Origin of the sequence: Streptomyces spinosus, from assembly GCF_020400655.1 — a bacterium.
Lineage (GTDB): Bacteria > Actinomycetota > Actinomycetes > Streptomycetales > Streptomycetaceae > Streptomyces > Streptomyces argyrophylli.
The window spans coordinates 40,856-63,285 of the sequence record NZ_JAINRC010000005.1 but is presented as its reverse complement, the minus strand read 5'-3'; the positions used below and the strand labels follow the sequence as shown (position 1 = coordinate 63,285).

General features: G+C 70.8%; 17 protein-coding genes. 9 read left to right on the top strand and 8 right to left on the bottom strand.

Translation table 11 applies throughout. From position 1 onward, the window contains the following. Positions 1–49: 49 nt before the first annotated feature. From LG395_RS11475 to LG395_RS11460, 4 genes are all read left to right on the top strand, one after another. A complete protein-coding gene (locus tag LG395_RS11475) occupies positions 50–1,030 on the top strand; it encodes an ABC transporter permease (protein ID WP_225809294.1) in 981 nt (326 codons plus the stop codon). A gap of 71 nt (positions 1,031–1,101) precedes the next feature. After that, positions 1,102–2,139, top strand: a complete 1,038-nt coding sequence (locus LG395_RS11470) for an ABC transporter ATP-binding protein (RefSeq protein ID WP_171153141.1) — start codon at positions 1,102–1,104, stop codon at positions 2,137–2,139. A 26-nt stretch (positions 2,140–2,165) separates the two neighbouring features. Further along, on the top strand, positions 2,166–3,209 hold the full coding sequence (locus LG395_RS11465) for an ABC transporter ATP-binding protein (protein ID WP_225809293.1): 1,044 nt from the start codon (positions 2,166–2,168) through the stop codon (positions 3,207–3,209). Positions 3,210–3,465: 256 nt separating this feature from the next. Then, a complete protein-coding gene (locus LG395_RS11460; protein ID WP_225809292.1) occupies positions 3,466–4,218 on the top strand; it encodes a class I SAM-dependent methyltransferase in 753 nt (250 codons plus the stop codon). A gap of 11 nt (positions 4,219–4,229) precedes the next feature. On the opposite strand, the gene LG395_RS11455 is transcribed toward LG395_RS11460, so the two are convergent. The 7 genes from LG395_RS11455 to LG395_RS11425 all read right to left on the bottom strand — a co-directional run bounded on the left by LG395_RS11455 (position 4,230) and on the right by LG395_RS11425 (position 15,330). Continuing rightward, entirely contained in the window at positions 4,230–5,351 is a 1,122-nt protein-coding gene (locus tag LG395_RS11455; protein ID WP_225809291.1) for an ABC transporter ATP-binding protein, read from the bottom strand. 13 nt (positions 5,352–5,364) lie between these two features. Continuing rightward, on the bottom strand, positions 5,365–6,426 hold the full coding sequence (locus LG395_RS11450) for an ABC transporter ATP-binding protein (protein WP_171153147.1): 1,062 nt from the start codon (positions 6,424–6,426) through the stop codon (positions 5,365–5,367). Positions 6,427–6,440: 14 nt separating this feature from the next. After that, the gene (locus tag LG395_RS11445) at positions 6,441–7,418 is read right to left on the bottom strand and encodes an ABC transporter permease (protein ID WP_171153149.1); all 978 of its coding nucleotides are present in this window, start codon (positions 7,416–7,418) and stop codon (positions 6,441–6,443) included. Positions 7,419–7,510: 92 nt separating this feature from the next. Continuing rightward, positions 7,511–9,304 (bottom strand): ABC transporter substrate-binding protein, encoded by a 1,794-nt coding sequence (locus LG395_RS11440; protein ID WP_171153150.1) that lies wholly within the window; start codon positions 9,302–9,304, stop codon positions 7,511–7,513. Positions 9,305–9,407: 103 nt separating this feature from the next. Then, positions 9,408–10,448 (bottom strand): ABC transporter permease, encoded by a 1,041-nt coding sequence (locus LG395_RS11435; protein ID WP_225809290.1) that lies wholly within the window; start codon positions 10,446–10,448, stop codon positions 9,408–9,410. Positions 10,449–10,939: 491 nt separating this feature from the next. Next, a complete protein-coding gene (gene typA / locus LG395_RS11430) occupies positions 10,940–12,847 on the bottom strand; it encodes a translational GTPase TypA (protein ID WP_171153154.1) in 1,908 nt (635 codons plus the stop codon). Between the two features lie 173 nt (positions 12,848–13,020). Continuing rightward, on the bottom strand, positions 13,021–15,330 hold the full coding sequence (locus LG395_RS11425; RefSeq protein WP_225809289.1) for an ABC transporter family substrate-binding protein: 2,310 nt from the start codon (positions 15,328–15,330) through the stop codon (positions 13,021–13,023). 313 nt (positions 15,331–15,643) lie between these two features. Between LG395_RS11425 and LG395_RS11420 the strand changes: the two genes are divergently transcribed. Genes LG395_RS11420 through LG395_RS11405 form a run of 4 tightly spaced genes read left to right on the top strand, consistent with a single transcriptional unit; the run spans position 15,644 to position 19,506 of the window. After that, entirely contained in the window at positions 15,644–15,931 is a 288-nt protein-coding gene (locus LG395_RS11420; RefSeq protein WP_171153156.1) for an Rv0250c family protein, read from the top strand. Positions 15,932–15,959: 28 nt separating this feature from the next. After that, on the top strand, positions 15,960–16,781 hold the full coding sequence (gene sdhC, locus LG395_RS11415; protein WP_225809288.1) for a succinate dehydrogenase subunit SdhC: 822 nt from the start codon (positions 15,960–15,962) through the stop codon (positions 16,779–16,781). 23 nt (positions 16,782–16,804) lie between these two features. After that, the gene (locus LG395_RS11410; protein ID WP_225809287.1) at positions 16,805–18,736 is read left to right on the top strand and encodes a fumarate reductase/succinate dehydrogenase flavoprotein subunit; all 1,932 of its coding nucleotides are present in this window, start codon (positions 16,805–16,807) and stop codon (positions 18,734–18,736) included. Then, a complete protein-coding gene (locus LG395_RS11405) occupies positions 18,733–19,506 on the top strand; it encodes a succinate dehydrogenase/fumarate reductase iron-sulfur subunit (protein WP_225809286.1) in 774 nt (257 codons plus the stop codon). The genes LG395_RS11410 and LG395_RS11405 overlap by 4 nt, the downstream gene beginning before the upstream one ends. Here the strand turns inward: LG395_RS11405 and LG395_RS11400 are convergent. Continuing rightward, entirely contained in the window at positions 19,484–20,707 is a 1,224-nt protein-coding gene (locus LG395_RS11400) for a glycoside hydrolase family 18 protein (RefSeq protein WP_225809285.1), read from the bottom strand. The two genes, LG395_RS11405 and LG395_RS11400, sit on opposite strands and share 23 nt — an antisense overlap. Positions 20,708–20,787: 80 nt before the next feature. On the opposite strand from LG395_RS11400, the gene LG395_RS11395 reads away from it, so the two are divergent. Next, positions 20,788–22,413: a hypothetical protein gene (locus tag LG395_RS11395; protein ID WP_225809284.1), complete on the top strand. Its 1,626-nt coding sequence runs from the start codon at positions 20,788–20,790 to the stop codon at positions 22,411–22,413. Positions 22,414–22,430: the final 17 nt, after the last annotated feature.

Below are 22,430 nucleotides of genomic sequence, written 5' to 3'. Positions count from 1 at the left end.
GCCCACCCCTCACCCCGGCGACGGCGCCCCGTCCGGAAAGTCACGCCCCATGTTCCGCTTCCTCGTCCGCCGACTCCTCGGCGCGCTGGTCATCCTGTTGATCATCAGCGCGGTCACGTTCTGGCTGTTCTACGCCATCCCGCGTGACCCCGCCATGATGTCCTGCGGCAAGAACTGCACGCCCGACATGCTGAAGCAGGTGCGGCACAACCTGGGCATCGACCACCCGATCCCGGTCCAGTACTGGTACTGGCTCAAGGGCATCTTCGTCGGACGCAGCTACGGCGACTTCGGCAACTGCAGCGCCCCGTGCCTGGGCTACTCCTTCGCCAACCGTGAGCCGGTCCTCGGCACGATCATGGACAGGCTCCCGCTGACGCTCTCGCTCGCCTTCGGCGCGGCCGTGGTCTTCCTCGTCATCGGTGTGGGCGCGGGCATGATCGCCGCCCTCAAGCAGGGCAAGTGGCAGGACAAGGTCGCCAGCTCGGCCTCGCTGCTCGGCTCCTCGCTGCAGATCTACTTCGTCGGGTACATCGCGATGTACTTCCTGGTCTTCAAGCTGGGCATCCTGGACAACCCGTCGTACACGCCGATCACCCAGAACCCGGTCAAGTGGGTCTCCGGCCTGCTGCTGCCGTGGCTGGTGCTCGCCATCATCTTCACCGCCAACTACACGCGTATGTCGCGCTCGCAGCTCGTGGAGCAGCTCAGCGAGGACTACGTCCGCACGGCCCGGGCCAAGGGCCTCTCCCGCCGCAACGTCTTCCTCCGCTTCGCCTGGCGCGGTGCGATGGGCCCGATCGTCACCATCTTCGGTGTCGACCTGGGCACCCTGATCGGCGGCGCGATCATCACCGAGTCCGTCTTCAGCCTCCAGGGCGTGGGCCGGCTCGCGCTCGACGCCGTGAACAAGAGCGACCTGCCCATGGTGCTCGGCGTCACCCTCCTGTCCGCCGGCGCCATCGTGCTCTTCAACATCATCGTCGACGCCGTCTACGCCCTCATCGACCCGCGGATCCGGCTCGCCTGACCTCCGCCCCGCCGTCCCTTCCCACCCGCCCCACCCGGCGACACCTCGCATCACCCCCCAGGAGCGTCCCCGTGACGAGCACCGATCAGCAGCCGTTCCTCTCCGTCAAGGACCTCAGGGTCCACTTCTCCACCGAGGACGGCATCGTCAAGGCCGTCGACGGACTCAGCTTCGACCTCGTCAAGGGCCAGACTCTCGGGATCGTCGGCGAGTCGGGCTCCGGCAAGTCCGTCACCAACCTGACGATCCTGGGCCTCCACGACCGCGACCGCACCGCGATCGAGGGCGAGATCGTGCTGGACGGCAAGGAGCTGCTCACCGCCTCCGAGAAGGAGCTGGAGCGGCTGCGCGGCAACAAGATGTCGATGATCTTCCAGGACGCGCTGGCGTCGCTGTCGCCGTACCACACGATCGGCACGCAGATCGGCGAGACCTACCGCAAGCACACGGGCTGCTCCAAGTCCGAGGCGCGCAAGCGCGCGATCGAGATGCTGCGCCGGGTGGGCATCCCGCAGCCGGACATGCGGGTGGACGACTACCCGCACCAGTTCTCGGGCGGTATGCGCCAGCGCGCGATGATCGCCATGGCGCTGGTGTGCGACCCCGAGCTGCTGATCGCGGACGAGCCGACGACCGCCCTGGACGTGACGGTCCAGGCGCAGATCATGGACCTGCTCAAGGACCTCCAGCAGGAGTTCGGCACCGCGATCATCTTCATCACCCACGACCTCGGCGTGATCGCCGACATCGCCGACGACGTGCTGGTGATGTACGGCGGCCGGTGCGTGGAGCGCGGCACCAAGCAGGAGGTGCTGCGCGACCCGCAGCACCCCTACACCCTCGGTCTGCTGGGCTCGATGCCGAGCCTGCAGGGGCCGGTGGACGTGCCGCTGACGCCGATCCCCGGTTCGCCGCCCTCGCTGCTCAATCCCCCGTCGGGCTGCCGTTTCCACCCCCGGTGCGCCTTCGCCGAGAAGGTGGCGGGCGGGCTGTGCTCCAAGGAGAGCCCGGTGCTCGAGGTCGTCGACGGCCGCGGCGCCGCCTGCCACCTCACCCCGGAGCAGAAGCGGGAACTCTTCGCTGACTTCGCCGGAACCCGGCACAACTGACGGACACGAGAGCGGATTTCACGATCATGAGCAACACGAACCCCCTCCTGGACGTCTCCGGGCTGACGAAGCACTTCCCGATCAAGGGCGGCTTCCCGATCCGGCGGACGGTCGGCGCGGTCCAGGCCGTCGACGGCCTGGACTTCCAGGTCGCCGAGGGCGAGAGCCTCGGCCTGGTCGGCGAGTCCGGCTGCGGCAAGTCGACCACCGGCCGGCTCATCACCCGCCTGCTGGAGCCCACCGGCGGCAGGGTCACCTACCGCGGTCAGGACATCACGCACGCCAACCGCAAGCAGCTGGCGCCCATCCGCTCCGAGATCCAGATGATCTTCCAGGACCCCTACGCCTCGCTGAACCCGCGGCAGACGGTCGGCAAGATCATCTCCGGGCCGATGGAGATCAACGACATCAACCCGCCCGGCGGCCGGGAGAAGCGGGTCCGGGAACTCCTGGAGATCGTCGGCCTCAACCCCGAGCACTACAACCGCTTCCCGCACGAGTTCTCCGGCGGCCAGCGCCAGCGCATCGGCGTCGCCCGCGCGCTCGCCCTGGAGCCCAAGCTGATCGTCGCGGACGAGCCGGTCTCCGCGCTGGACGTCTCCATCCAGGCCCAGGTCGTCAACCTGCTCCAGAAGGTGCAGCGCGAACTCGGCATCGCGTTCGTGTTCATCGCCCACGACCTCGCGATCGTGCGGCACTTCTCCCAGCGCGTGGCGGTCATGTACCTCGGCAAGATCGTCGAGATCGGCGACCGCGAGGACCTGTACGACAACCCGCGCCACCCCTACACCCGGGCCCTGCTCTCCGCCGTGCCCGAGGCCACGGTGGACGAGGAGCCGCGCGAGCGCATCCGCCTGGTCGGTGACGTGCCGTCCCCGATCAACCCGCCCTCCGGCTGCCGCTTCCGCACCCGCTGCTGGAAGGCGACCGAGAAGTGCGCCACGGAGGCTCCGCCGCTGGTGCAGGTGGAGGGCAACAAGCCGGGCCACCTGACGGCGTGCCACTACCCGGAGACGGAGCCCACGATCCCGGCTCCGCGTCTCTCCAAGGACCCCGAGGCGGCGGCCTGACACACCCCTTTCCGTCGGCCGCCCCCTCGCGGACCGGACTGTCACGGCCCATTGACCCGAGCCCCTGATCGTCCGCTCCAGGGGACGAGGGCCCGCGCCTTTCCCAGGCACGGGCCCTCTTCCGCGTTCCGGGCCCCCACGCGCCGCGCCCGTCCGCCGTCCGCGCGGCCGGCGTCAACGGCGGTTTGGGTATGAGGAGTTCGTGAACCGCCGGTTTCCTGACCCACCGTTCAAGACGGTGTGTCAGACTGCCGCGGTGGTGGATCACGTCTTTGCCGATCTCTCGCTCGCCGCGCTGTACGACAGCCTCAATCCCTGGGGACCGGGTGACGACTTCTACCTCGGTCTGCTGCGGGACGCCGGCTGCGTGCTGGACATCGGGTGCGGCACCGGCCGGTTGCTGCGGCGGGCCCGGGAAGAGGGGCACCGGGGACGGCTGCTCGGTCTCGATCCGGCCGCCGCCATGCTCGTGCAGGCGCGGCGGGCGCGGCCGGACGTCGAGTGGGTGCTCGGCGATGTGCGGGTGCGGCGGTGGCGGGGGGAGTTCGACCTCGTCGTCATGACCGGGCACGCGTTCCAGGAGCTGGTGACGGACGAGGAGATCCGGGTCTGTCTGCGCGCCGCCCGCGCGGCCCTGCGGGACGGCGGACGGTTCGTCTTCGAGACCCGCAATCCGGTCGCCCGCGCCTGGGAGCGGTGGACCCCGGACCGGGTGCACGAGGTCAGCGCCGCCGACGGCACCGCGGTGCGGGTCTGGCACGAGGTGCGGGGCGGGGACCCGGACCGGGGCCGGATCCACTTCACCGAGACCTACGCCGGCCCCGGCTGGCCCGCCCCCCGCGTCAACCACGGCGTCCTGCGCTTCCTGGACGCCGACACGCTGGACACCTTCCTCGCGGAGGCGGGCCTGGCCGTCACCGAACAGTACGGCGACTGGAGCCGGGGCCCACTGACGGACACCTCCCCGGAGATCGTCACGGTGGCCCGCCGGGCCGGCACAGGAGCCTAGGGGCAGGGCCCTCAGCCCGCCTGGTCCTCCTCCAGTGCCGCCAGTGCCGGGTCCAGGACGATGTCCTCCTCGCGGGCCTCGATGGTCGGCTCCTCCGGGAAGTGGCACGCGGTCAGGTGGCCGTCGCGGTTGCCGGAGAGCCGGATCAGCGGGGGCTCCTCGGCCGCGCACTTGTCCTGTGCCTTCCAGCAGCGGGTGCGGAAGCGGCAGCCCGACGGCGGGGAGATGGGCGACGGCACGTCACCGGCGAGGCGGATGCGCTCGCGCTGCTGCCCCTCCCCTTCCGTCAGGGTGACCTCGGGGACGGCGGACAGCAGGGCGTGGGTGTAGGGGTGCCGCGGGCGGGTGTAGATGGAGTCCCGGTCACCCACCTCGATGATCTTGCCGAGGTACATCACCGCGACACGCTGCGAGAAGTGGCGTACCACGGCCAGGTCGTGGGCGATGAAGACGAACGCGATGCCGAGTTCGCGCTGGACCTTCTGGAGCAGGTTGACGACCTGGGCCTGGATGGAGACGTCCAGGGCCGAGACCGGCTCGTCCGCGACGATCAGCCTCGGCTCCAGGGCGAGCGCGCGGGCGACGCCGATGCGCTGGCGCTGGCCGCCGGAGAACTCGTGCGGGAAACGGTTGTAGTGCTCGGGGTTCAGGCCGACGATCTCCAGGAGCTCACGGACCCGCTTCTCCCGGCCGCCCTCCGGATCGATGCCGTTGATCTCCATCGGCCCGGAGATGATCTTGCCGACCGTCTGCCGCGGGTTCAGCGACGAGTACGGGTCCTGGAAGATCATCTGGATCTCGGAACGGATCGGCGCCAGCTGCTTGCGGTTGGCGTGGCTGATGTCCCGGCCCCGGTAGGTGATCGTGCCGCGGGTCGGCTCCAGCAGGCGCGTGATGAGGCGGCCGGTGGTCGACTTGCCGCAGCCCGACTCGCCGACCAGGCCGAAGCTCTCGCCCTCGGCGACCTGGAAGTCCAGGCCGTCGACGGCCTGGACCGCGCCGACCGTCCGCCGGATCGGGAAGCCGCCCTTGACCGGGAAGTGCTTGACCAGCCCGGAGACCTTCAGCAGCGGCTGCGACGCCGCGTCGCCGTCGGTTTCGCGGGGAGTGGGGAGGACCAGGTCCTCTGTCATGACGGTTGTCCTCCTAGCCCAGACGGGGCCTGATCTCTTCGATGAAGATGGTGCGTTTCCGCTCCGTGCTCAGATGGCACGCCGAGGAGCGGTCCGGTCCCAGCAGCGGGCGCTCGGTGACACACCGGTCGCCCTCGACCCGGTCCCGGAAGGAGCACCGGGGGTGGAAGCGGCAGCCGGTCGGCGGGGTGAGCAGGCTCGGCGGGGTGCCGGGGATCGGCGAGAGCGGGGTGCCGAGGTCGGAGTCCAGCCGGGGCATGGAGTTCAGCAGACCCCAGGTGTACGGGTGCAGCGGCGCGCTGAGCACCTCGTCGACGGTGCCGCGCTCCACCGCGCGCCCGGCGTACATGACCATGATGTCGTCGGCCATGTCGGCGATGACCCCGAGGTCGTGGGTGATGAAGACGATCGCCGTGCCGAACTCCCGCTGGAGGTCCTTGAGCAGGTCCAGGATCTGGGCCTGCACGGTCACGTCCAGCGCCGTGGTCGGCTCGTCGGCGATCAGCAGGTCCGGGTCGCAGACCAGTGCCATGGCGATCATCGCGCGCTGGCGCATACCGCCGGAGAACTGGTGCGGGTAGTCCCGGGCGCGCTCCTTGGGGTTGGGGATGCCGACCTTGGCGAGCATCTCCACGGCCCGCTCCCAGGCGGCCCTCTTCGAGGCGCCGGTGTGCTTCATGTACGGCTCGGCGATCTGCCGGCCGATGGTGTAGAAGGGCGACAGCGCGGTGAGCGGGTCCTGGAAGATCATCGCCATCCGGTTGCCGCGGAGCTTCTCCATCTCCTTCTCGGTGGCGGTGATCAGTTCCTTGCCTTCGAGGAGGATCTCCCCGTCGATCGTCGTGTACACCGGGTCGTGCAGCCCGAGGATCGTCAGGTTGGTGACCGACTTGCCCGAGCCCGACTCGCCCACGATGCCGAGGGTCTTCCCGCGGTGCAGGTCGAAGGAGAGGCCGTCGACGGCCTTGACCGGGCCGTCCTCGGTGGAGAACGTCACCTGGAGATCGCGCACCGAGAGGAATCCGTCCGGCCCGGCCGGGGCCGGTGCCCCCTCGGCCTTGGTCACTGTGGTCACGATGGCTGTTCTTCCTAGGAGAGCCGGATGCGGGGGTCGATCCACGCGTAGGTGATGTCGGTCAGGATGTTGATGACCAGGATGAAGAAGGCGCCGAACAGCATGACCCCCATCGTCAGCGGCAGGTCCTTGTTGACCGCGCCGTCCACGGCGAGCCGGCCGATCCCCTGGAGGGAGAAGGTCAGTTCGGTGACGACGGCGCCGCCCAGCATGGAGCTGACATCGATGCCGAGCACGGTGACGATCGGGATGAGCGAGCCGCGCCAGGCGTAGCGCAGGAAGACGTACCTGCGTGACATGCCCTTGGCCCGGGCGGTGCGCACATGGTCCTCGGCGAGCTGTTCGATCATCGAGGAGCGCGCCATACGGGTGTACTGCGCGGTGAAGATCGTGGCCATCACACAGACCGGGATCGACATCCCGACGAACCAGCCGACCGGGTCCTCGGTGAGGGGCACGTACCGGGGGTCCTCCATCCAGCCGGTGCTGTAGACGAGGACCGTCAGCACGATCGGGCCGAGGAAGTAGATCTGGAACGAGCTGAGCACCATGGACGCGCCGGTGGCGACCTTGTCGACCAGGGTCCCGCGCCGGTAGGCGGCGATCATGCCCGCGCCGATGCCGATGACGAGGAAGACGATCGCGCCGCCGGCGGTCAGGGTGAGGGTCAGCGGGAACCGGTCCATGATGGTGCTCCAGACCATGTCCCCCGAGTAGAACGACACGCCCAGGCAGGGGGCCGAGCAGTGCCCGGTGGGGAAGTCGCGGCCCGTCACGATGCCGGACATGAAGTCCCAGAACTGCTGGGCCAGGGGCAGGTTGAGCCCGAGGGCCTCCCGGATGTCCGCCAGCCGCTGGGGCGAACAGTCCTTGCCGCAGGCCAGGGAGGCGTAGTCGGAGGGTGCGGCCACGAAGAGGAAGAAGGTCGCCGCCCCGATGAGGAAGAGCGTGACGAAGGCGCCGACCGTGCGCCGGATGATGAACTGAAGCATGGCGGGCTGGCTCTCTGCGGAGACGGTGGGTAGGGGGCGCTCGGGCAGGGGGCGCGCTCGCTGCGGAGCGCGCCCCCTGGGTCAGCCGCGGGTCACGACTTCAGGTACAGCCGGTTGATGTCGATGAGGCTGGACACCGAGCCGTAGCGGGCACCGCCCACGTTCGAGCCGGAGATCTGGAACTGCTTCGTGTACCACAGCGGGGCCGCCGGGATGACGTTCTCCAGCAGGTAGTGGTGCGCTTCCTTCCAGGTCTTGGCGGCGTCGGTCGGGTTCTGCGTCAGGGCCTTCTTGATGAGGGCGTCGACCTTCGGGTCCTTGACGTGCGAGTAGTTCGCGGAGCCGTCGAAGACCTGCGTGCCGTCGTAGATCGGGGTGACGACGGTACCCGGCGACGGCCAGTCCTGGCCCCAGCCGGTGATGTAGGCGTCGTACGGGTTGTCGAGCTTGCCGATCTGCTCGTAGTAGCTCGCCGAGTCGACCTCCTTGGCGACGACGTCGATCCCGACCTTGGTCAGGGCGTCCTCGATGGCGACCTTGCGCTTCTGGCCGGCCTCGCTGTTGGGGTAGGCGAACACGATCTTCTTCTCGCCGGCCGGGACGTCCTTGAGGGTCTCCTTGGCCTTGGCGATGTTGCCCTGCGGGGTCTTCAGACGGCCGTAGGGGTCGTAGCTCGCCTCGTAGCCGGGCAGCGTCGGCGCGAAGTAGTTCGGCGCGACGTCACCGCCGTAGGCGCCGCCCTCCCCGGCGATGAGGGACTTGGAGTTGACCGCGTAGGTGATGGCCTCGCGGACCTTCTTGTCCTTGACCCGGTCGAGGTTGAAGGCCAGCGTCATCACGTAGGGCTGGTAGCCCTTGACCGTGCGCTTGCTGGCCTCGGGGTTGTTGACGACGTCCTGGATCTGCGTGGCCTCGACGCCGTTGGTGAGCTGGATGGCGTTCCTGTTCTCGCCCTTGTCCGCGATCAGACGCTTGGTCTGGGTGGACTCGGTGACGCCGAACTGGATGGTGAAGCCGTCGACGTACTGGTGGCGCACGGAGTCGGTCTTCGGGTCCCAGTTGGTGTTCTTGACCATCTTCAGGGTCTTGCCGGGCTTGTTCTCGGCGATCTTGTACGGGCCGGTGGCGACCGGCTTCTTCTCGTAGCCCTCCTTGGTGTCGCCCTTCGCCGGGACGACGGCGTAGCCGGCCATGGCGAGCGTCTGCGGCAGGTCCGGGCGCGCCTGGTCGAAGTGGAACACCACCGTCTTGTCGTCCGGGGTGTCCAGCACGGAGGCCGGCAGGTGCTTGCCGTCGAAGCCGCCGCCCGGCAGGGCCTTGCGGTAGTCCGCGCCGCTCAGCCAGGTCTGGAGGTAGGTCGGGCCGTCGAAGATGAACTTCGCGTACTGACGCTCGACGGTGTGCCGGACATCGGCAGACGTGATCGGGTTGCCGTTCTCGTCCTTGATGCCGTCCTTCAGCGTGAAGGTCCAGGTCTTGCCGCCGTCGGAGGACTTCCCGGAGTCGGTGGCGAGGTCACCGACGACGGACACGTTGCCCTTGTCGTCCTCCTGGAACTGGGTCAGACGGCGGAAGAGGAGGTTGGCGACCTGGCCGGCGTCGGAGACGTAGATCTGGGCGGGGTCCAGGTGGGACAGGCCCGCCTCCTGGTAGATCGTGATCGTGCCGCCGGGTTTGGCGCCGGGCACGTCCTTCGCGGGTCCGGTCGAGCCCGCGGCGTCGACATAGGTGACCGCCTTGGACTGGACCGCCGCTTCCTTCTGGTCCTTCTTGGAGTCCCTGCCGGATTTGCCGCCCTCGTTCTTGGAGCAGCCCGTGAGAGCCAGGGAGCCGGCCGCGATGGCGATCACTACGGCACGCGCTCCGCGGGCGCGATGAGACATCATGTGGCGAATCCACCTACCTGTCGGTTGTTATCCGTGAGATCTGCCGGGCGCCGGCCGGGTGCGGGCCGGCGGGGGCGGCAGCCACCCCCACCCAACGGACGACCTACCGCCCGGACTTGGGGTCGAACGCGTCCCGTACGGAGTCCCCGAGGAGGTTGAAGCACAGGACGAAGATCACCAGCGCCACCCCGGGGAAGAACATGAACGCCGGGTCCTGCTCGGCGTACCGGGCGCCGGCGGCGAAGAGGCGTCCCCAGTCGGGCGTCGGCTCGACGAACCCGACGCCCGCGAAGGACAGGAAGGCGATGCTGAGGATGGTGCTGGGCAGCTGGTACGTGAACTGCACCAGGATCGGGGTGACGACGTTGGGCAGGATCTCCTTGCGCACGATCCGCCACGGCGAGGCGCCCGACACCTTGGCCGCCTCCACGAACTCCCGTTCGCGCAGGGACAGTACGGTGGAACGGACCAGTCGGGCCATGCCCATCCAGCCCAGCAGCCACAGCACGATCAGCATGGCCAGGGCGCGGAAGTAGGTCGGCGTCTCCTCGCGGGGGTTCACGAAGAAGGACGTGACGACGGGCATGAAGGCGATGAAGAACAGCTGTTGCGGGAAGGAGAGGAAGAAGTCGGTGCCGCGGCCGATCCAGTAGTCCGTGCGGCCGCCGAAGTACCCGCCGATCAGGCCGATCAGGATGCCGGTGACCATGATGAGGACGGTGATGCCCAGCGCCATGTACAGCGAGGTGCGCATGCCGTACAGCAGCATGGCGTAGAGGTCGCGGCCGTACTGCGGTTCGACGCCGAACCAGTGGTCGCCGGAGACGCCCCCCAGGTACCCCAGCGGAAGCCCGAACTCGTCGAGGACCGGCTTGTCGGCGTAGGTGGGGTCCTGTCCGTACAGGGTGTACGGATCAGTGCCCGACAGCTTCACCAGCAGCGGTGCGAGCAGGGCGACGACGAAGTAGCCGATCACCACCACGGCGCAGATGACGCCCGTGCGGTCGCGCTTGAAGCGCAGCCACATCAGCTGGCCGGGGGACCGGCCCGCGAGCTTGACGGGTTCGCTCTTCGTCTCCGGCCCTGGTGCGCCGTCGACGACGACCGAAGCCCCGCCGCCCTCTATGTCGATAGGACTTGTCACGGTTCGTCCGTTTCACAGGTATGAGCGTGAGAGGTGTCCGCGTACTCCGAGAACGCGCGTGACCGCAGTCGGACGCGCGTAGTTACCGGGGTTCCCTCCTCATGACTTCACGTGTTCACCAGCTGGCGAGGGTTTCCGTCTTCCCTCCGACACCCCTGACGGAGGGTCAGAAACCCAGTGGTGCTCGTGAGTCGGCGCTGTCCCCACAGCGCGAGACCCATTGACCCGAGCGCTACGCGGCTAACTATCTGCCATGGGTCGACCACCGACCACTGCCCGTAGATCTCAATTCAGTCACGGCTCGCGCCTACACCTTCCAAAATCTGGACAAACTGTTCGTCAGAAGAAGGCGCGAAACGGACTTGTTACATGGCTATCGGGCAGCGATCTCCGCATGTCGGACATGGGCCGCCCGAAAACCGGTTGCAAAAAGCCCGGGTTCCCCCACGATGGGGGAACCCGGGCTCAGGCGGCCGGGAGGTGGCCGGGAATCAGCTGTGCTTGGCGCGGCTCGCGGCGCGCGCCCGCTCCCTCTGGTCGAGCACGACCTTGCGGATGCGAACGGCCTCCGGGGTCACCTCGACGCACTCGTCGTCGCGGCAGAACTCCAGCGACTGCTCCAGCGACAGCTTGCGCGGCGGCACGATCGACTCGGTCACATCGGCCGTCGAGGACCGCATGTTGGTGAGCTTCTTCTCCTTGGTGATGTTGACGTCCATGTCGTCGGAGCGCGAGTTCTCGCCGACGATCATGCCCTCGTACACCTCGGTGCCCGGCTCCACGAAGAGCACGCCGCGCTCCTGGAGATTCGTCATCGCGAACGCGGTGACGGCACCGGCGCGGTCGGCGACCAGGGAGCCGTTGTTGCGGGTCTGCAGCGGACCGAACCAGGGCTCGTGACCCTCGTGGATGGAGTGGGCGATGCCCGTGCCGCGGGTCTGGGTCAGGAACTCGGTACGGAAACCGATCAGGCCACGGGACGGCACGACGAACTCCATGCGGACCCAGCCGGAGCCGTGGTTGGACATGTTGTCCATGCGGCCCTTGCGGACGCCCATGAGCTGCGTGACCGCGCCCATGTGCTCCTCGGGCACGTCGATCGTCATGCGCTCGACCGGCTCGTAGACCTTGCCCTCGACGTCCTTGGTGACCACCCGGGGCTTGCCCACGGTCAGTTCGTAGCCCTCGCGGCGCATGGTCTCGACCAGGATGGCGAGCGCCAGCTCACCACGGCCCTGCACCTCCCAGGCGTCCGGGCGCTCGGTCTCCAGCACGCGCAGCGAGACGTTGCCGATCAGCTCGCGGTCCAGGCGGTCCTTGACCTGGCGGGCGGTGACCTTGCGGTCCTTCACGGCCGCCTTGGCGTCCGCGCCCTTGCCGGTGCCGCCCCGGCCGACCAGCGGCGAGGTGTTCGTACCGATCACCATGGAGATCGCCGGCTCGTCCACCGTGATCAGCGGCAGCGCGACCGGGTTCTCGGTGTCGGCCAGCGTCTCGCCGATCATGATGTCCGGGATGCCGGCGACCGCGCAGATGTCACCCGGGCCCGCCTTCTCGGCCGGCTTGCGGGTGAGCGCCTCCGTCATCATCAGCTCGGAGATGCGGACGTTGCCGACGGAGCCGTCCCGCTTGATCCAGGCGACCGTCTGGCCCTTGCGCAGTTCGCCCTGCTCGACGCGGAGCAGCGCGATACGGCCGAGGAAGTTGTCGGCGTCCAGGTTGGTGACGTGCGCCTGGAGCGGGGCGTCCTCGTCGTAGGTCGGGGCCGGGATGTGCTCCAGGATGGTGGAGAAGAACGGCTCCAGGCTGTCGCTGTCGGCCGGGACCGTGCCGTTGTCCGGCTTGGTCAGCGAGGCGATGCCGTCACGGCCGCAGGCGTAGACGATCGGGAACTCGATCTGCTCCTCGTCCGCGTCCAGGTCGAGGAAGAGGTCGTAGGTCTCGTTGACGACCTCGTCGATGCGGGCGTCGGGGCGGTCCGTCTTGTTGATGCACAGGATGACGGGGAGCCGGGCCTGGAGCGCCTTGCGCAGCACGAAGCGGGTCTGCGGCAGCGGGCCCTCGGAGGCGTCCACCAGCAGCACGACACCGTCGACCATCGACAGACCGCGCTCGACCTCGCCGCCGAAGTCGGCGTGGCCGGGGGTGTCGATGATGTTGATGGTGATGGGCTCCCCGCCGTCCTTGGGGTGGTACTTCACCGCCGTGTTCTTGGCGAGGATCGTGATGCCCTTCTCACGCTCCAGGTCGTTCGAGTCCATGACGCGGTCGTCGACCTGGTCGAGCTGGTGGGCGGCGAAGGCACCGGCCTGCTTCAGCATGCCGTCGACGATGGTGGTCTTGCCGTGGTCGACGTGGGCGACGATGGCGACGTTGCGGATGTCGTGGCGCGTGGCCATAGTGTGGCGTACTCCCGGAGTGTGCGGACTGCCCTGCGCGTACGTCCGTGTCGCGCGGGCCCTGCCGGGCTGGACACGCCACGGCCTCACCCCATGGTACGTGGCCGCTGCCGCCGGGGCGCGCCGGGATACGTCGGTGCAGCTCAGGCCGCCTTCGGGGCACCCGGCGCCGGCTATCCGGCCGGGCTCGGCGAGACCTTCGCGCCCTTCTTCAAAAAGCCCATGTCCTCGTAGACCGGCGTCCCGAAGCCGAAGGCCCCCGCGTTGACCACGTTCTTGCGGACCCCCACCAGCTGGGGCCGCTGGTAGAGCGGGATGGAGCCCGCGGCGGCCCAGATGCGGGCGTCGGCCTTGCGGATCAGGGAGCGCTCCTCGTCCTCGTCCAGCGTGGTCGCGGCCTGGTCGAAGAGCTGGTCGACCTGGTCCGTGCCGACCCGTGTGAAGTTCTGCTCGACGTTCACCGAGCCGTCCGCCGCCGCGACCGGCTTGGCGTAGATGGGCCGGGCGTCCGTCGCCGGGAACGCGGAGGACGGCCAGGAGTACAGGGCGAGGTCGTAGTCGCCGGCGGCGATGTGGTCCTTGAAGTAGCTCTCGTCCGAGACCTTGGTGATCGTCGTGCGGATGCCGACCTGCTCCAGCATCGCGGAGATCCGCTCGCCGACCGAGTTCAGCGTCTCCGAGCCGGGTCCGGAGGGCAGGACGAAGCGCAGCGCGAGCGGCTTGCCGTCCTTGGCGAGCGGTCCGGCGGGCGCGGCGGCCGGGGCGGCCGTGCCCTGCGGGGCGTACGCGCCGGGCGCGCCGCCGTGCTTGCCCTCCCCCTCGGGGCGCTGGCCGGGGTGCTCGTGCCGGCTGCCGGCGGACTCCCGTTGCTCGTGCTTGCCGTCGCCGTCCGCGCCGCCGTGGCTCCCGCCGCCGGGCCCGTCGTCGCGGCCCTTCTCGTCGTCGTCGTCCTCCCCGACGATGTACTCGCCGTCCTTGCCGCCGTTCGACACGTCCTCGGTGGGACGCTGGGGGCCGGCCGCCTTCTCGGGCTTCTTCGGCTCCTTGAGCGGGCCGCCGCGCACCCAGCCGGCGTCGGCGAGCAGCGCCTGCGCCTCCTTGGCGTCCTGGCCGCCGATCGCGCCGCTGCCGTCGGCGTAGGCGGCCTGCCCGGACAGGGCGAGGTGGCTGCCGACCGGTACGGCGGGCAGCCCCAGCGGGGTGAGGACCAGCCGGGCCAGCTCCACGCGGTCCAGGGCGCGGGCGACGGCCCGGCGGACCCGTTCGTCGGCGAGGGGGCCGGTGGAGCCGTTGAGGGCGAGCTGGGTGTAGGCGGGCTCCAGGGACTTGCGGACCTCGACGTCCCGCAGCGCCTGCTGCTGCTCCAGGTAGCGGGTGATGGCCTTGCGCAGCTTCTGCCTGCCCGTGTGCACCTGGTCGGACGTGAAGCCGTGCGCAAGCGCCCAGTCGCGCAGCTTCTTCGCCGAGGTCTTGCCCCCGGCTCCCTGGAGCGGGGTGCCGGTGCCCTTCTCGCGGTGGGCGAGGCCGATCCGCTGGGCGTCGGCGGAGTCGACCTCGGTGAGGTCCACGCTGCCGTCGGCGAGGGCGGCGGCCCGCTTGTCGCGCGTCACGGCGTGCAGCACGATCTCGTTGAGCTTGGCGGGCTTGCCCCACCAGCGCGGGTTGCGGGTGAGGACGACGTCCTTCTTGGCGGTGTCGACCTTCGCCACCTTGAACGGCCCGGCGGTGACCTTCAGCTTGCGCCGGGCGCCGTCGTTGAAGGCGTCCGGGGTGCCCATGACGTCCTTCGGGTACAGCGGGGAGAACAGCGACTTCCAGTCGGCGTAGGGGCGGGAGAAGGTGACCCTGACCTGGAGGTCGCTGGCCCCGCGCTCGATCTTGGCGATGCGGTCGTAGCCGGCGTTTCGGGCGGTCCAGAAGGCGCTGTTCTTGCCCGACAGGGCGCGCCACTGGGCGACGAAGTCGGCGGCGCCGATCTCCCGGCCGTCGGTCCACACGGCCTGCTGGTTCAGCTTGTACAGCACGACCTGGCGCGGCTCGGTCTCGATGACCTTGGCCGATTCCAGGTAGGCCGGATTGGCCACCGGCCGCCCGGCGGCGTCCAGCCGGAACATGGACGGGAGCACGGCCTGGGCGACCCGGCTGGTGCCGGCGTCGGCGTCGGCCTGGAAGGTGTTCAGGGTCTCCGGTACGGCGTCCACGGCCCACTTCAGGGTGCCGCCGTCGGTGACCTTGTCCCGGGCGACCAGGGCGATGTCCTGCGGTGCGAGGGGGCGGCTGGCCTCCTCGTCCTCGCCGCAGCCGGCGAGCAGGGGGACGGCGAGGGCGCCCGCGCCGAGGAAGACGAGGGCCCGGCGCACGTGCCCTGACCGGGTGCCGGCCGCCCGCGGGGACAAGGTGGCTGGTCGCGCCCCGCGGCAGAGCCGCCCGTCGATGGAGCCTCGCGCCGCTTCGGGGCGCTGCCCAACGCCGTCGTAGGACATCTCTGCTACCTCCAGGAAGCCACGGGCCTTATGCTCACATTTGTCGGTATATGGAGCTGATCACGTTTGGCGGTATATGGAGCTGATCAGATCTATGCGGCCACTGAAGAGGAAAGGATCCGGACACGGTGGGCGACACGGCGGCGACAGCCCGTAAGCCCACCCGTGCGGCGCAACACACCCGGCGGTGCCTCCGTACGCCCCGGCCAATCGCTGCACATCCCTTCACACCGGCGGTCGGGAGGCGCAACACTCCAAGGCGCGTGAACGTTGCCGCCCATGACCGCCGGACCCGCGGAAGCGAGGGCAAGTCATGTCCGTGCACGACGACATCAGCGCCGTCCAGCGCTGTCTCGACGACCTCAACCGGTCGGTGAGCCGCCTGGAACACCAGCTCGGCGGCGCCCTGGAGATACGCCGCGTCCGCCTGGACGCCGACCACCTGCGAGAGAGCGTGGCACTGCTGCGGGAGGCCGCCGCGGGCCCGGCCGCGCCGCGCCGGCCCGACCTCGTCACCATCTCCGACGCGCCCTACGACATCAGCCTGTGGACGGACTCGGACGACGAGGGCCTGGGCGCCCGCGACCGCCGCGCCCCCTGACACTCCCCCGAACCGACCGGAGTCCCCCTTGGCCACTGGTACGGAACCCCAGCACAACGGCGGTGGCGTACGCACCCGTACGCGCGCCGCGATCGCCGCCCCGCACCTGCGGACCGACCGCTGGTGGCTGGCGCCGGCCGCCACCGCGGCCGGCCTGCTGGCCTTCGTCGTGTACTCGACGTGGCGGGCCTTCGCGAACGCCCACTACTACGCGGCCCCGTACGTCTCGCCGTTCTACTCGCCGTGCCTGGCGGAGAACTGCCGGACCATGCGCGCAGGGCCCAACGCCGACCTCTTCGGGGGCTGGTGGGGCATCTCCCCCGCCGTCATCATCCTGATCTTCCCGCTCGGCTTCCGCCTGACCTGCTACTACTACCGCAAGGCGTACTACCGCGCCTTCTGGGCGTCCCCGCCCGCCTGCGCGGTGGCCGAACCGCACCGGACGTACACCGGCGAGACCCGCTTCCCGCTGGTCCTGCAGAACGTCCACCGCTACTTCTTCTACGCCGCCCTGCTGGTGGCCGGCGTGCTCACGTACGACACGGTGCTGTCCTTCCGGGACCAGCACTACCGGTGGGGGCACATGGGGCTCGGCACCCTGGTCTTCCTCGCCAACATCACGCTGATCTGGGCGTACACCCTCTCGTGCCACTCGTGCCGGCACATCGTCGGCGGCAAGCTCAAGCACTTCTCCCGGCACCCCGTGCGCTACCGCGCCTGGCGGTTCGTCGGCCGGCTCAACGCCCGCCACATGCAGCTGGCCTGGGCCTCGCTGCTGAGCGTGGCGCTCGCCGACTTCTACGTCTACCTGATCGCGTCCGGCGTCTTCGACGATCCGCGCTTCTTCTAGAGATCCAGTGAGGGACTGAACCGATGTCCGTGGTCGACCGGCAGGAGTGGGACGTCGTCGTGGTCGGGGCCGGGGGCGCCGGCCTGCGCGCGGCCATCGAGGCGCGCGAGCGGGGCGCCCGCACGGCCGTGATCTGCAAGTCGCTGTTCGGCAAGGCGCACACGGTGATGGCCGAGGGCGGCATCGCGGCGGCGATGGCCAACGCCAACGAGCACGACACCTGGCAGGTCCACTTCCGCGACACGCTGCGCGGCGGCAAGTTCCTCAACCAGTGGCGGATGGCCGAACTGCACGCGCAGGAGGCACCGGACCGGGTCTGGGAGCTGGAGACCTGGGGCGCGCTGTTCGACCGCACGAAGGACGGCCGCATCTCGCAGCGGAACTTCGGCGGGCACGAGTACCCGCGCCTGGCCCACGTGGGCGACCGTACGGGCCTGGAGCTGATCCGCACGCTCCAGCAGAAGACCGTCGCGCTCCAGCAGGAGGACTTCCGCCGGACCGGGGACCACGAGTCCCGGCTGAAGGTCTTCCAGGAGTGCACGGTCACCCGGATCCTCAAGGACGGCGACCGCGTCTCGGGCGTGTTCGCCTACGACCGTGAGACCGGCCGCTTCTTCGTCCTCCGGGCGCCGGCCGTGGTCCTGGCGACCGGTGGCATCGGCAAGTCCTTCAAGGTCACGTCCAACTCGTGGGAGTACACGGGCGACGGGCACGCCCTGGCACTGCTGGCCGGCGCCCCGCTGCTCAACATGGAGTTCGTGCAGTTCCACCCGACCGGCATGGTCTGGCCGCCGTCGGTGAAGGGCATCCTCGTCACCGAGTCGGTGCGCGGGGACGGCGGGGTGCTGCGGAACTCCGAGGGCAAGCGGTTCATGTTCGACTACGTCCCGGACGTCTTCAAGGAGAAGTACGCCGAGTCGGAGGAGGAGGCCGACCGGTGGTACGAGGACCCGGACGACAACCGCCGGCCGCCCGAACTCCTCCCCCGCGACGAAGTGGCCCGCGCGATCAACGCCGAGGTGAAGGCGGGCCGGGGCTCCCCGCACGGCGGGGTCTTCCTGGACGTGTCGACCCGGATGCCCGCCGAGGTGATCCGGCGCCGGCTGCCGTCCATGTACCACCAGTTCAAGGAGCTGGCGGACGTCGACATCACCGCGGAGGCGATGGAGGTCGGGCCGACCTGCCACTACGTGATGGGCGGCGTCGCGGTCGACTCCGACACGGCGGCGGCGCGCGGGGTGCCCGGGCTGTACGCGGCCGGTGAGGTGGCCGGCGGCATGCACGGCTCCAACCGGCTCGGCGGCAACTCCCTGTCCGACCTGCTGGTGTTCGGGCGCCGGGCCGGCTGGCACGCGGCCGAGTACGCGCGGGCGCTGGCGGACCGGCGCCCGCGCGTGGACGACGCCCAGGTCGGCACGGCGTCGGCGGAGGCGCTGCGGCCGTTCTCCGCCGGGGCGGAGGGCGAGGCGGGCCCGCCGGAGAACCCGTACACCCTGCACCAGGAACTCCAGCAGACGATGAACGACCTGGTCGGCATCATCCGCCGCGAGGGCGAGATGGAGCAGGCCCTGCACCGGCTGGCCGAGCTGCGGACGCGGGCCCGGCGGGCCGGAGTCGAGGGCCACCGCCAGTTCAACCCCGGCTGGCACCTCGCCCTGGACCTCAGGAACATGCTGCTGGTCAGCGAGTGCGTGGCCCGGGCGGCGCTGGAGCGCACCGAGTCGCGCGGCGGGCACACCCGCGAGGACCACCCCCGGATGGACCGGGCCTGGCGCAACGTGAACCTGCTGTGCGCCCTCGCCGACCCCGCCGGCGGCCTCGCGGCGACCGACCCGGCCCGCGGCCAGATCCGCCTCACCCGCGAGACCACCGACCCCATCCGCCCGGACCTGCTCGCCCTCTTCGAGAAGGAGGAGCTGGTCAAGTACCTCGCCGAAGAGGAGCTGTACGAGTGAGCAGCTACGAAGCCCGCTTCCAGGTGTGGCGGGGCGACGAACACGGCGGGGGCCTTCGGGACTTCACGGTCGACGTGAACGACGGCGAGGTAGTCCTGGACATCGTGCACCGCCTCCAGGCGACGCAGGCGCCCGACCTCGCCGTGCGCTGGAACTGCAAGGCCGGCAAGTGCGGTTCGTGCTCGGCGGAGGTCAACGGCCGCCCCCGGCTGCTGTGCATGACCCGCATGTCGGTCTTCGACCGCGCGGAGACGATCACGATCACCCCGCTGCGCGCCTTCCCGGTGATCCGGGACCTGGTGACGGACGTCGGCTTCAACTACCAGAAGGCGCGCGAGGTCCCGGCCTTCGTGCCGCCCCCCGGTCTCGGCCCCGGCGAGTACCGCATGTTCCAGGAGGACGTGGACCGTCCGCAGGAGTTCCGCAAGTGCATCGAGTGCTTCCTGTGCCAGAACACCTGCCACGTGGTGCGCGACCACGAGGAGAACAAGCAGGCGTTCGCCGGCCCGCGCTACCTGATGCGCGTCGCCGAACTCGACATGCACCCGCTGGACGCGGCCGCCGAAGCCGGCCTGGACCGCGGTCGCACCGCCCAGGACGACCAGGGCCTCGGCTACTGCAACATCACCAAGTGCTGCACCGAGGTCTGCCCCGAGGGCATCAGGATCACCGACAACGCCCTGATCCCGCTGAAGGAACGCGCGGTGGACCGCAAGTACGACCCGCTGGTCTGGCTGGGTTCGAAGATCAGGAGGCGGTCGGGGGCGTAGCCGCCCAGTCCTCGCGGTACGCCCGCCAGTCCGCCTCGGTGGCCGCGAAGTCCACGTAGAGGGCGACGCCGAAGCGGGCGCGCCCGGCGTCCGTGCGGCTCAGTCCGAGGCGAACCCCGCGCACGGCGGCCGGGACGGTCTCGGCGTGCGCCCGGTGACCGAACCGGTTCTCGTGGTAGAAGGGCAGGCCCATCAGCAGGTCGGTGCTCTCGGGGGTGACCTCCAGGGCCAGGCTGGTCTGCTGGGCCACATAGCCGCCGTACAGGCTCTGCAGCGGCTGCATGGTGTCGTACGACATGACGGCGATCTGGTCCACCCGGCGGGCCACCTGCCCGAAGTACGCCTGCGACCACCACTTGGGGTGGCCGGTGGCCGTGCCCCAGAAGGAGTGGAGGGCGGGCAGCGGGTCGATCTGGTGGGCGGCGACGGAGAGCACGGCGCCCCGGGCGTGGGTGAGGCCGCGCAGGTCGTCGAGGAGGGACAGGTAGGCGCGGTCGCCGGAGTGGAGCGGCTCCAGGTCGAAGTGGGTGCCCTCGAAGCCGGCGGCGAGGATCTGCCGGGCCGAGGTGACGACCGCCGCCCGGGTCGCGGCACGCTCCAGGCGCAGGCCGTCCGGGCTCTCCGTGGCCAGCTTGTCGCCGAGCCAGGCCTGGACGCGGACGCCGGGGAGTTCCCGGTGGACGGCCGCGATGAGCCGGCGGGCCCCGGGGTACGCCGAGGCCGGGAGGGTCCCGTCGTGTTCGAGCGGCCCCGCGTGGACGTACAGGTCGCGGATGCCGGTGCCCCGCAGACGGCGGGCGAGGGCCTCGACGTCCCGGCCGGTCTTCCGCCCGTCCACCCAGGCGTGCCCGAGCCAGAGGGCGTCCCGGTGCCGGGTGCGGGTGCCGGGGGCCGGATCGCCGGTGTAGTTGAGCCGGAGGGCCGTCTCGGCGGTGAGCAGGGGGAGCAGGAGGAGGGCGAGGAGCCCGGCGGCGACCCGGAGGAGACGGCGCGTGCGGGAGCGGGGGCGGGGACGAGCGGGGGGCGGGGGCTGGGTTCCGGGGGCGGCGGGGTCGTCGAGGCCGTCAGGGTCGTCGCGGTCTTCGTGGTCGTCGCGGTCGTCCGGGCGGGGCCGCTCCTGCCGGCCGGGGTCCGGCGCCGGGGGGTGCCTGCCGGTCAGGTTCCCGTCATCCGGGATGCCGTCCGTCCGGTTGTCGTCCATTCCGTCCCCCTGTCCGCCTGGTCCCCCACCCGTATCCGTCCCGCTCGCGGAGCCGTCTACCGGCCCATACGCTCCGAAATGTGTCCTCCTCCCAGATCCGGGGCCGGCCCCGGCGGGCCACCGCGCACATACGGGTGCGGGTGGCGCATGCCGTGCTGGGCGCCCTGGTGGGAGTGGGGTGGCTGGTGTTGCCGGTGATGACGGTCGGCGCCCGTCATCCGGTTCCCGTGGCTTCCGCCGGCGCGGTGGCGAGCGCCGCCGCCCCGCGGCCGGCCGGCGCGTCGACCGCCGATCTCGTGCTGCCGCTCGTCGCCGGGGTCGCGGCCGTGGCCCTGGCCGGATACGGCTGTGTGCGGCGCGTCCGCCGGGCCCGCACCCGGACGACCCCGGGCACCGTCGCGACGCGTCCGCCCTTGGCCGCCCCGCCCGACATCGAACGCCAGGCCCGGGCGGCACTGCGGCTCGCCGACGACTGCGTACGGACCAGCCGGGAGGAACTGTCCTTCGTGCGGGAACGTTTCGGGGAGCAGCGGACCGAGCCGTTCACGCACGCGGTGCGGGCCGCCGAGACGGAGCTGTCGGCGGCGTTCGCGATCTGGCGGCGGTACGAGGAGGGCGTCCCCGGGGAGGCGGGCGCCCGGCGTCAGGCGCTGGTCGGGGTGACCGGGCGCTGCGCGGAGGCGGGGCGGCGGCTGGACGCGCAGGCGGAGGCGCTGGACCGGTTGCGAGGTCTCACGACGGACGCGGAGGGGATGCGCGCGGCGCTGGGGGTGGCCGAGGAGCGGTTCCGGGAGCTGGCGGCACGGACGATGACCGCGCAGCGGACCCTGGCGGAGCTGCGGGAGCGGTACGCGCCCTCGGCCACAGGGTCCGTCACCGGGTACGTCGAACAGGCCAAGGACCGGCTGGTGTTCGCCGGCGCACGGCTGAACGAGGCCCGGCAGGCCGCCGACGTGGGCGAGACACGGCGGGCCGCGTGGCAGTTGCGCGCGGGCGAGGGCGCGGTGGCCCGGACGGGGGTGCTGGTGGGCGGGGTGGAGCGGCTCGCGGACCAGCTGCGGGAGGCGGCCGGACTGCTGCCGGCCGCGCTGACCGGCGCGGAGGCGGAGGTGGCCGCGGCCCGGCGCACCACGCCCGCGCCGGGCGGCCCCCACGCCCGGCCCGCGCCCGCCGACGGGGTGCGGGCAGCGGTCCGAGGGGAGACCGGTGATGCCCCGCCGCCCTCGGACGGACCGCCTGCCCGGACGGCCCACGCCGACGGGGTGCTGGCGGCGGTCCGCGAGGAGCTGACCGGTGGGCGGTACGACCCGCTGGACGCGCTGCGCCGGATCACCCGGGCCGTCGAGCGGCTGACGGGGGTGCGGTCGGGGGTGCTGGACACGGCGGCGCTGCTCGTGGCGCGCGGTTCGGTCGCCGGGGCGGAGGAGTTCGTCGGGGCGCACCGGGGAGCGGTGGGTACGGAGGCCCGGGCACGGCTGGCGGAGGCGGTGCGCGAGCTGGGCGCGGGCAACGCGGGGCGGGCCGACGTCGTGGCCGGGGAGGCGCGCCGGCTGGCCGACCGGGATGTCCGTGCCCACGGCACGGAGGGGGACGCGACCGGCCTCGCCGGTGCGGTCCTGGGCGGGATCCTCCTCGCGGAGGACACCGACGGCGGTCCCCCGCCCGCGTTCGGCGGCCCCCGGACCCGCTCCCGGCTGCACGGGTAGGACCGGCGTGGGCGGGC